The organism is Alteribacillus persepolensis, assembly GCF_900099605.1.
In the GTDB taxonomy this organism is placed as follows: Bacteria; Bacillota; Bacilli; order Bacillales; family Marinococcaceae; genus Alteribacillus; species Alteribacillus persepolensis.
Map to the genome: position 1 here is coordinate 56,364 of NZ_FNDK01000012.1, position 11,080 is coordinate 67,443.

At 42.4% G+C, this 11,080-nt stretch carries 10 protein-coding genes; 5 read left to right on the plus strand and 5 right to left on the minus strand.

The window, feature by feature from the left end:
* Nucleotides 1-15 precede the first annotated feature (15 nt).
* On the minus strand, nt 16-858 hold the full coding sequence (gene coaW / locus BLT18_RS10670; RefSeq protein WP_091273792.1) for a type II pantothenate kinase: 843 nt from the start codon (nt 856-858) through the stop codon (nt 16-18).
* A gap of 214 nt (nt 859-1,072) precedes the next feature.
* On the opposite strand from coaW, the gene cls reads away from it, so the two are divergent.
* The gene (cls, locus tag BLT18_RS10675) at nt 1,073-2,521 is read left to right on the plus strand and encodes a cardiolipin synthase (RefSeq protein ID WP_091273793.1); all 1,449 of its coding nucleotides are present in this window, start codon (nt 1,073-1,075) and stop codon (nt 2,519-2,521) included.
* 141 nt (nt 2,522-2,662) lie between these two features.
* On the opposite strand, the gene BLT18_RS10680 is transcribed toward cls, so the two are convergent.
* Together BLT18_RS10680 and BLT18_RS10685 are read right to left on the minus strand one after the other, a co-directional pair.
* Nucleotides 2,663-3,805 (minus strand): glycerate kinase family protein, encoded by a 1,143-nt coding sequence (locus BLT18_RS10680; protein WP_139184731.1) that lies wholly within the window; start codon nt 3,803-3,805, stop codon nt 2,663-2,665.
* A 61-nt stretch (nt 3,806-3,866) separates the two neighbouring features.
* Complete coding sequence (locus tag BLT18_RS10685) at nt 3,867-4,337, minus strand: hypothetical protein (RefSeq protein WP_091273794.1); 471 nt, start codon at nt 4,335-4,337, stop codon at nt 3,867-3,869.
* Nucleotides 4,338-5,002: 665 nt separating this feature from the next.
* On the opposite strand from BLT18_RS10685, the gene BLT18_RS10690 reads away from it, so the two are divergent.
* The 4 genes from BLT18_RS10690 to BLT18_RS10705 are packed head-to-tail and all read left to right on the plus strand — an operon-like array spanning nt 5,003 to nt 8,926.
* Nucleotides 5,003-5,926, plus strand: coding sequence for a metal ABC transporter solute-binding protein, Zn/Mn family (locus BLT18_RS10690; protein WP_091273796.1), 924 nt, complete (start codon nt 5,003-5,005; stop codon nt 5,924-5,926).
* A 28-nt stretch (nt 5,927-5,954) separates the two neighbouring features.
* Nucleotides 5,955-6,686, plus strand: a complete 732-nt coding sequence (locus tag BLT18_RS10695) for a metal ABC transporter ATP-binding protein (protein ID WP_091273797.1) — start codon at nt 5,955-5,957, stop codon at nt 6,684-6,686.
* A gap of 21 nt (nt 6,687-6,707) precedes the next feature.
* A complete protein-coding gene (locus BLT18_RS10700) occupies nt 6,708-8,027 on the plus strand; it encodes a metal ABC transporter permease (RefSeq protein ID WP_091273799.1) in 1,320 nt (439 codons plus the stop codon).
* Between the two features lie 17 nt (nt 8,028-8,044).
* A complete protein-coding gene (locus tag BLT18_RS10705) occupies nt 8,045-8,926 on the plus strand; it encodes a metal ABC transporter permease (protein ID WP_091273800.1) in 882 nt (293 codons plus the stop codon).
* Between the two features lie 450 nt (nt 8,927-9,376).
* Here the strand turns inward: BLT18_RS10705 and BLT18_RS10710 are convergent, their stop codons facing one another.
* Nucleotides 9,377-9,811: a GtrA family protein gene (locus BLT18_RS10710; RefSeq protein WP_091273801.1), complete on the minus strand. Its 435-nt coding sequence runs from the start codon at nt 9,809-9,811 to the stop codon at nt 9,377-9,379.
* Nucleotides 9,812-9,854: 43 nt separating this feature from the next.
* Entirely contained in the window at nt 9,855-11,009 is a 1,155-nt protein-coding gene (locus BLT18_RS10715) for a glycosyltransferase family 4 protein (RefSeq protein WP_091273802.1), read from the minus strand.
* Nucleotides 11,010-11,080 lie beyond the last annotated feature (71 nt).

An 11,080-nucleotide genomic window follows, 5' to 3' on the forward strand; every position in this document is an offset into this window, starting at 1 on the left:
CCTTACTTTGGCTGTTTAAAGCACTGCCTTTTTTAATCCTTTATTTAAAAAGGCTCCTATGGCACCGCTGTATTCACCATGGTCAAGAAACAGTGCTTTTTTGCCTCTTAATTCTGTGTAGCCTTGGACAATATCTCTTAATGTATCATGTTGAGAAAAGGTAGATCCGATATAAACAACGGTGTCCGTCTTTAATCGTTCGGCGGCTTGTACACTCATTGTTGTGATGGTTTCTCCAATCATTCGCACGACTGCAGCAATATAATCTTCTTGTGAAAAGGACTGTTCTTTCATATTTGAAACGTTACCAAAATTGCTGGCCGTTAAGTCACCTGATATTGGCGGATTTTCATGCGAATAGATATCGCGTACAGTAACGTTTAGTGACGCACCATTTCCTTGTTTGCCTAATGTTAAAATGGTGTCATAGTTATCTTCTCCAGTCAGCAAATAAGAAAGGCCCAGCAATGTGCCGCCTCCCATGCCGCTTCCTCCAATGCGCTCATACGAGTCACCTTCTACCACATGGATGGACGTTCCGGTACCGACATTTGTCACCATAAAGCGCGAACCAGCTTCTCCATACTGGCCATTTTCCTCTAATAAATGTCTTACTCCTTCACATGTTGCTTCAAACTCATTTATTTTCTTAACCGGGAACACAGATTTTTGTGTGAATAAACCAGCCTTCCCGCCCGTAATATGTATGACAGGGTTATGAAATCGTCCCTGAATCCATTGGTCTACATCTTCTAACCGTGTGGTAGGCACTTTTTTATATCGCCATTCTCCCTCGAGTCGATAGACAATTTTTGACAGGGTGCCCCCAACGTCCACACCTAGATACTCTTTGTTCATCGAATTGACGAACCCCTTTCATCCCAGCTTTTACAATACAATGCATTTTATACTTACTAGTTTCCCTTATTTTATACCATGTTGCAAAAGAACAAAATACGCAGACGAAAAATCTCTTTTTTGTTATACTGTGTTAATCAAGAGATTTACTAATTTCATTGGTCATGACAAACATATTTACTTGTTTATTCATGACAGTTAGGCAGGGAACAACATGGATGTCTTTTCATTGTTAATGGGTTTTCTGTTTCTTTTAAACGTTATATTTGCTTCTGTGATTATCTTCCTTGAACGAAAAGATGCGACATCAACGTGGGCTTGGCTGATGGTTTTGTTGTTCATCCCATTTCTCGGATTTATTCTCTATTTAATACTCGGTCAAAACATGAGCAGAAAACGCCTCTTTGATTGGGAAGATATCAAAAAAATTGGCATTGAAAATCTAATTAATGAGCAGATTGAATCTTTGCGCGAACAACGCTTTCAATTTACCGATCCTAATTCTAGAGAGTACAGGGATCTTATTTATATGCAGCTTGTCAATAATGATGCCCTGCTGACACAGGATAATGCTGTTGATTTGTTTACCGACGGTGCCGCTAAATTCCAGCAGCTGTTTGAAGATATTGAAAAAGCAACCGATCATATACATCTTCAATATTACATTTTAAGGTACGACAGCCTGGGCGCTAAACTTTTGCAAGCATTGACGGAAAAGGCAAAAGAAGGAGTAAAAGTACGTGTTCTGTATGATGATATGGGGTCGCGCGGTCTTTCCAAAAAAGTATTTCGACCGCTGCTCGAGGCTGGCGGAGCAGTTGAAATTTTTTTCCCTAAACGAATACCATTGATTAATCTTCGTTTAAATTATCGCAATCACCGGAAATTAGTCATCATTGACGGAAAAATTGGTTATGTCGGCGGATTTAACATTGGGGATGAATACCTTGGTCTCAATCCCAAATTCGGTTATTGGCGAGATACCCACCTGCGCCTGCAAGGGCAGGTCGTCAAAGCTGTCCAAACACGATTTATACTTGACTGGAACCAAGCGACCCACCACCATCACGTTCACTACGATAAGCGTTACTTTCCAACACTTGAACCGGCGGGCGACTTATCAGCACAAATTGTTTCAAGTGGACCAGATTCCGAGTGGGAACAAATAAAAAATGGCTATATTAAAATGATTACATCAGCTAAAGAGTCTGTGTACATTCAAACACCTTACTTTATCCCGGACCAAAGCCTAATGGATGCCTTGCAAATTGCTGCTCTATCTGGAAAAGACGTCCGCATCATGATTCCCGACAAACCGGACCATCCATTTGTTTACTGGGCAACATTGTCTCACATAGGAGAACTATTAAAAACCGGCGCCAGGGTTTTCATCTATAAAAATGGATTTATCCATGCCAAAACGATTGTAGTAGATGGGAAAGTTAGTTCTGTTGGCACAGCAAACATTGATGTCCGAAGTTTTCGATTAAATTTTGAAGTAAATGCTTTCTTGTACCACCAACCAACTGCACAACGACTAGCCATGATTTATGAACAAGATATGACACATTCAAACGAACTTACTTTATCAGAATACAAACAACGCTCTTTATGGATACGTTTCAAAGAATCCATTTCACATTTATTGTCACCTATTTTATAATTTCCGTTTTTTCAAGCGGATTTGTCTCATAAGCGGGATCAGCTTTATTTTTGGTGAACATCAGCTGAAATACATATACAGACTCCCTGCGGAAACAGAAGTGTATTTCAGCTGTAAAAATCTTTTGGAACAGCCCCGTTTTTAATGCTTAGAATGAAACATAAGAGCAGCAATATTTCTCGCTGCCCCAGTCACATATTCTTTCCCATTAGCCATTGCCTCCTCTGTACTTATTGGCCCAGGAGCGATACTAAACACCGCCGTGATACCTTCATGATAAACAGCTTCATACCCAGGCCCTAACTGTCCGCACAAAGCAATGACCGGTACATCCGAGCAGCTTTTTGCAGCTTTTGCTACGCCTACCGGTGTTTTTCCATAAATCGTCTGCTTGTCGATTCTCCCTTCACCAGTAATGACGAGATCAGCTCCTTTTACTCTTTTATAAAAGTTCGTTTCTTGTAAAACGATATCTATGCCAGGTTTAAGTGATGCTTGTAAAAAAGCCACTAGCCCTGCACCCAAACCGCCTGCTGCACCAGCTCCCGCCAACGTTTCAACCTCTGCTCCCAACTTATGTCGAATCACAGACGCATAATGATGCAAAGCGTCATCTAACACGTGCACCATTTCTTTGCTCGCTCCTTTTTGCGGTCCATACACAACACTGGCACCATTTTCACCTGTTAGTGGATTATTAACATCACAAGCAGCCACAATTTCCGTTTGAAAAAGGCGTTCATCCACGCCTGAAAGGTCGATGGAGTGCAGCTGCAGGAGTGCTTCACCACCACGTGGGATTTCTTGTTTCTTATCATCAAGCAGTTTTCCTCCAAGTGCTTGAATCATTCCTGCGCCTCCATCATTTGTAGCACTTCCTCCAATACCTAAAATAATTTTTTTTGCGCCCTCGTTTAATGCTGCCTTGATTAATTCACCCGTACCATACGTCGTTGCTTTTAATGGGTTGCGAACAGATGGTGCCACCAGGCCAATCCCAGACGCTTCTGCCATTTCCAAAACCGCAGTGCGCGTATCGGAAATAAAAGCATATGATGCCTCTACTTTATCACCCAGCGGCCCAGTTACGACTGTTTTATGTATCGTCCCGCCAAGGGCGTCTGCCATGGAACGTGTCGTTCCCTCTCCTCCGTCCGCCATCGGAATAATCTCTAGAGTGATATTGTTTCCTAAACATTTATACAGCCCTTCTTTTATGCATGATGCAGTCTCCATGGCTGTCATACTCTCTTTAAATGAGTCTGGTGCTATAACAATTTTCACGCGGATCTCCCCTTTTTTTCTGTTTTTCACATGAAAAAGAAACCTCGGACGCATCCAAGGTTTAGCCATCATACAATTCATTTTTATGTCGGCGCAGCACTTCTTCAAATAAATATTTTTTCTCAGGGAGCGGGAGCATACAAAATTCTTCTTTCACACTATCTTCTCCGCCTAGTCCAATGATGGACTGACAAAATCCACATCCTTTGCTTTTATGAACAGCTGGATTTTCATTAGGGTACCAGTCATCTTTTTCTTCAACAAAGTATCCGTTCATGGTATATTGCGTTCCATCTGCAAGTTCCATTGTCATCGTTAACATACTGCCTTTTTTCCAGGTTCCTTCTCTTTCATAATCACGCACCGGAGTATCTGTGTTGATTTCAATTTTTGACTGTTTGACCTGCAAATACTCGGGGAGTTCTTCTTCTCGTAAATCACGCCATCCCGGTGTTTCCTGACCTGTATCTCTCAAATATTTAATGTGTTCTTTGTAGCGGGAAAGATACAGATGGATTGGTTCTTGATTCATTGTTTATCCCCCTTGCTGCCGCTTTGCGGAAGGAATATAGCGAAACATGTTCTTTATTATTTTTCTAGATTTCTTTCTGAAACACCTTTCGCTCTCTACATTTTTTACATATTATCAAAAAATGGAATATTCACATGTAAATCACATAGTATATTCACCATAAACCATCTGTCTTTTTTATGCAAAAATGATTGACGCTATTTTTATTTTCCGATATTCTTTCCTTAGGGAAAAAAAATAGCCTTTGGCAAAAATAAAATTTTTTTGCAGTATTTTTTGCCCGAGGGAAACCTTTTTTACTAATGTTAACTATTGAATTAAAAAACGGCACAAGTTCCCCAAAACAAGGAGGTTGGGATGAAGTGTAAAGAAAACTTGGCCAGCTTCAATCTTAAGCGCAAATGATGACTTCGCTGTACGTATACCGGTTTTTTCAACGTATTGACGGCATCGATGGTTCGCCTGCACTTAACACAGTACACTTTCCTATCAGTACAAGAAAAGTACAATATAACAGGCACTTCATGTGCCTATGCGACATACAGTAACATAAACTAACCATGTTCTAGAAAGCGAACGACCATGAAGCTTCTAGATTTTTCTTCTCTTATTTTTTGCCTAAGAGAAACTTTTGTGTATATGACAAAAAAGGAGGAATGACACATATGCGCCGTTGCTTTTTTTTCGCAGCGTGGACGATGTTAAGTTTATTATTGGCTTGTGGACAGGAAGCCGCTCAAACTGACACAACCGACGACACCATTCATATCGTCGCCACTACTTCTCAAATTGGAGACATAGCTAAGAATGTGGGCGGAGAACATGCAGAGGTAAACACTTTGATGGGGCCCGGAGTAGACCCGCACCTCTATCAAGCAACACAGCAGGATATGAATACATTAAGCGAAGCCGATATTATTTTTTATAACGGCCATCATTTAGAAGGCAATTTACAGGAGATATTTCATGAAATGAGTAACACGACACCTGTATATGCTGTCGCAGAAAATACTCCTCGTGATTTGCTGCTCTCTGAAGAAAACAGTGATGCCGTCGATCCTCACCTTTGGTTTGATCCAAATCGTTGGAAATACGCAGTCGAAGCAGTACAAGACGGCCTGGTGGCTCTTGATGCTAACAACAAAGATGCTTATGCGGAGAACACCCAAGAGTATATCGAGATGTTAGAAGAGTTAGACACATACGCTAAAGAACAACTGGCTGCCGTCTCACCTGAAAGTCGTGTATTAGTCACTGCACATGATGCATTTGGTTACTTCGGTGATGCATACGATTTTGACGTAGAAGGACTGCAAGGATTAAGCACAGACGCCGAATACAGTGTTCGTGATGTCAACCACTTAGTTCGACTGCTCACCAACCGGAACATAAAAGCTGTCTTTGTGGAGTCCAGTGTATCTGAAAGAGCTGTAAACGCCGTCATAGAAGGTGCTCGCAAAGAGGGACATGAGGTTGAAATTGGGGGTGAACTGTATTCGGATGCCATGGGGGAAGAAGGCACCGATGAAGGGACATATGAAGGAATGTTTATTTCTAATATAGACACTATCGTATCTTCTCTTCAATAATAATGATTCGAATGAAAGGAGAAAACCATTGAAAACGGCTGTTAACGTGGAAAAAATAACTGTTGCCTATAAAAAAACACCTGTCTTGCAAGATGTCACATTTTCCATTCCCGAAGGCCAGTTAGTAGGTATTATTGGTCCGAATGGCGCTGGCAAATCTACCCTTTTAAAATCGATACTTCAACTCGTGCCGAAAACAGCTGGCGACGTATCGATTAAAGGAAAGACCGTTCAACAGCAACGTAAATTGATTGGTTATGTCCCGCAGCGCGGCGATGTTGACTGGGATTTTCCCACGAATGCGTTAGACGTGGTATTAATGGGACGATATGGGCACATTGGCTGGTTCAAACGACCGAAAAAAAAAGATAAGGAGCATGCGTTGTCCTGCTTGGATAAGGTTGGCATGAAAGCTTATGCCGATCGACAAATCAGCCAGCTTTCCGGCGGGCAACAGCAGCGTGTCTTTCTTGCCCGGGCTTTGGCACAAGATGCATCTATTTATTTCATGGATGAACCATTTGCTGGTGTCGACGCTGCGACAGAACGTGCCATTATTGCATTGTTAAATGAATTAAAAAAGCAAGGAAAAACCGTCTTGGTAGTTCACCATGACTTGCAGACAGCAGAAGAATACTTTGATTGGCTGCTGCTGTTAAATAAACACTTGATTGCTTCTGGACCAGTTTCTAAAACGTTTACCACCGATTTGTTGCAAAAAACATACGGGGGAAAGCTCGCTTTCCTATCTTCTTCATAATCAACCAGGAGGATACGCAGTATGCAAGAATGGAGTCAATTATTAACAAGTGCAAACCTGCAATGGGTTTTATTAGGGACATTGTTTCTTGGAATGGCAAGTGGTGTCGTTGGCAGCTTTGTCTTACTCAGAAAAGAAAGTCTAGTCGGTGATGCGATGGCACACGCTGCGCTTCCCGGTATTTGTCTAGGTTTTTTGCTGTATGGCAGAGAATTATTTGCGCTCATGGCTGGGGCTGCTTTAACAGGACTCTTGGCCATTTACGCAATACGGGCAATAACTGCCCATTCCAAACTAAAACAAGATGCTGCTATTGGGATTGTATTATCAGTATTTTTTGGTTTTGGTATTGTACTTTTAACCTACATTACAAACGGTTCAGCAGGAAACAAAGCTGGATTAGACGAATTTATTTTCGGGCAGGCAGCTTCGCTGGTATTTCAAGACGTACAGATTTTGCTTGGAACAGCCATTGTATTACTCATGATTGCGCTGTTATTTTTTAAGGAATTGAAGCTGCTTACGTTTGACCCCTTATTTGCCGGGGGCATAGGCTTGCCTGTTTCCTTCTTGCACGGCCTGCTCAGTTCCATGGTCGTTCTGATCGTTATTACTGGCATTCAAGCTGTAGGTGTTGTATTGATGGCCGCACTGCTCATCACACCAGCCATTGCCGCCAGGTATTGGACAGAAAAACTTGGAATTATGGCTATGTTGGCAGGTATCATTGGAGGAGTTTCAGGAGTATTTGGGGCAATGACAAGCGCTGTCGTCCCAGGCCTTCCTACTGGTCCTGTCATTGTGGTATGCGCAACGATTGTCTTTGTATGTTCCTTTTTATTTGCTCCAGCACGAGGGCTTGTCTTCCACTGGTTAAAAAATAAAAAAAGAGATCAAGCCATTTGGCAAGAACAAGTGCTTCGCTCTATCTATGAATTGCTGGAAACCCGTTATAAAGAACATTCTACTTCGCTCGTTTTCACGAAAAAAGAACTTTCTTACTTTACCCATTTACCGCCGAAACGGGTGATGAAGGCCTTTCACGACTTACAAAAGCAGGCGTTTATAGGGAACATGAACGACGGCTATTTTTATTTAACAGATGCCGGATTTCAAAAAGCTTATCAGTCTACTCTTCAATACCGTGTGGAAAATGTCTATCTTATGTACGAATCACAACTCGGCACACCTCCATTTGGTACAGAAGACCGTGATGAAAGTGAAACTGCGTTAGACACAATGAATACGGAGCTGCGTCATTTGCTGAAGAAAGAAAACCTAGAACCCATCTCCTTTCAAGTCTATAAAACTACTTTTAAACCTTATCAAAATGATATTTAACATCCGGAGGGGACAACATGAGTTATGACATGTGGATTATTCTCACAGGAGCTTTAGTCGGTGCAGCTTGCGGTATCATTGGCACGTTTTTGGTTCTTCGTAAAATGGCCATGATTGCAGATGCCATCAGCCATACCGTTCTGTTAGGAATTGTTGGGGCATTTCTTGTATCCCAAACATTAGAGGGCCCCTTCATGCTTATTGGTGCGGTCATTACAGGCTTATTGACAACCTTTTTTATTCAAGTGCTGGACTCATCCGGAGTGCAAACCGATGCTGCCATTGGTGTCGTGTTTACCGCACTCTTTTCTGTGGGCGTTATTTTAGTGTCGTTATTCGCTAGAAATGTTCACTTGGATGTTGATCATGTGCTCATGGGGGATATTACGTTTATACCCTTTCACACTATAGAGTGGAACGGCATGACACTTGGTCCCAAAGCCTTTTGGCTGATTGCGGTTGTGCTTGTTATCGATATTGTCTTTATTACCGTTATGTATAAAGAACTCAAAATCACATCATTCGATCCAGCTATGGCTTTTGCTCTTGGTCTCCCGGTAACTGCACTGCATTATTTGTTTATGTCGATGGTTTCCATCACAACGGTCGCCTCTTTCGACAGTGTTGGCGCTATTCTTGTTGTCGCCATGCTGATTGTTCCACCTTCTACCGCCTACCTTTTAACCGATAGGTTATTGTTCATGATTCTGTACAGCGCCGCTATTGGTGCAGCATCTGCGGTGATTGGCTACTATATCGCGCAATGGTTAAATGTATCGATAGCCGGAAGCATGGCCTCTACTACTGGAATTCTTTTTCTTTTAGCCTTTTTATTTGCTCCACAACACGGCATCATTGCCAAACGCCTAGCCCGGCGTCTGTCAGTAACTGAAAGCTGACAAAGAGGAGGGCGTTAGTTGAAAAAGCTCCCTTCTCCGCAGTAAGTTCCCTAAAAAATACATTTCGCTTTCCCAGGCAGCGCTGCAGCGCTTTTGCTTCCTCGCAAGCAAAAAAGATAATCCCTGCTGCGGCAGCACGGAACGAATCCGCCTGGATGCTTGGGAGAGACTAAAAAAGCCAACCTTTATACTTTCCTGTCAATACAAAAAATCACATGTGAATGGTATGGCAAACCCACATGTGATTTCTTCGCTGTTCATTATTTTGCCTGGCTTGAGAGTGAACCTGCTAAAATAAGCAAAAGAGGGAATTTCTCCTAACAGCACAGATGGTTCATAAATCCTGCTTATCAGCGGTACATTTGATTGCTTGTCCGACGGGAAAAGCAGGAAGTTCTGATAATCAAAGACAAAACCATTGAATCTATCTCTTCTTTCCTTGCGGCACCTTTATTTTTCTTTAAATACCAAAAACTTCATCATAAAAAAGCTCGCTGTAAATGACAAAAACATCGCCAGTCCCTTTGCCGTGTTATATCGTAGCCAGCGCGGAACTTCCAGTACTTGAAATAACTGCTGCGCCCCTAAAAAAACAAGATTATTTACACCAAGACTAATAATCCCTTGCAAGATAAAGAACAGACGCTGCCTTCCGCTCCCTTGAGCCGAATGACGAAATGTGACATGAGCATTCCAGTAGTAGCTGTTTGCCACGGCTAACGAATAGGCAATCGTATTGAACAGAGCAAGCAGTCCCCGGTCGTCAGTTGGAAATAAGATTAACAGCAAATTTAAAACGCCAATATCAATTCCCGCATTAGCAAGGCCGATCACGCTAAACTGCATGAACTGAAGCGGCCCTTTCACTCGTTTCTGTCTCTTCATGCTATCCCTTCTGTTATGGCTGCAGCCTTGTGGCCGGTGATGATTACGTAAGCTGTTGTTTTGACTGCGTACTTGTTTTGCTTTCTCCATGAATTCCCGCTAATTCCTCATATAATGTTAGAAGCTGTTCTGACGCTTTTGCCCACCCTAACTCTTGAATATCTTCTCTAGCATTAACGGCAAGACGCTTGCGCAGCATTTCATCTTCAAATCGTCTGATTGTTTTCGTGAAATCTCCTTCTATTTGAGCGTCATACAACAAACCTGTTTTTCCGTCTTCTATCTGTTCACATGTCGGTCCGCTTTTGGCCGCAACAATTGGCAGCCCCGATGCCATGGCTTCTAAAATAACCAGTCCCAACGTTTCCGTTGTTGACGGAAATACAAATACATCTGCCGAAGCATAAGCTTTTGCTAAGTCTTGTCCGTGCATAAATCCAGTGAAAACAGTCTTTGTTCCTGCAAAGTGCTGTTTCAGTGCCTCTCGATGAGGCCCATCTCCAACAATAGCCAAGCTGAACTCATCCGATTCATCCAGTACATGCTTTAATTTCTCTATTTCCTTTTCAGGCGCAAGCCGTCCCACATACAAAAGCAGTTTTTGCTGCGGCCTGCCAGCGGTCAATCTATTACGAACCGCAGCATCATCATTGTCGGGATGAAACATAGCAGTATCAACACCGCGGTGCCAAACATGCACATTAAAGAAATCGTGTTCATTCAGCTCTTCTTCTACCGTTTTTGATGTACACAAGTTCAAGTCTGCTTGATTATGGAGCTTGCGAAAATACCACCATATCAACCCTTTAAAAGGAGACAAATGATAATAGTCCAAATATTTCGCAACGTTTGTATGATACGAAGCAAGCAATGGATAATGAAGCTTCTTGGCAGCTCTCACTCCTGAAAATCCGATCAAAGCTGGATTAACTACGTGAACAATGTCAGGCTGATATTCCTCAATATATCGTTTCACGAGAGGATGAGGGAGGGCGAATTGTTTCGAGCGGTAAAAAGGAAGAGTACGCGCTGGCACTCCTTTTATTTCGGCTCCCTCAAATTCATATACACCCAAGTCAGGAGCTATCACACGCACATCATGTCCTTTCTGAAGCAGCCACCGAATGCATGCCGTCAGCCTGGTGACAATGCCATCTGTTGAAGGAAGAAACGTTTCTGTTACGATAGCGATTTTCATCGGTACACTCCCTGTTTCTTTTTTCTAGTAGTCCTGGTTTCATTCATGCTGCCCACATCCAGCACATAAGA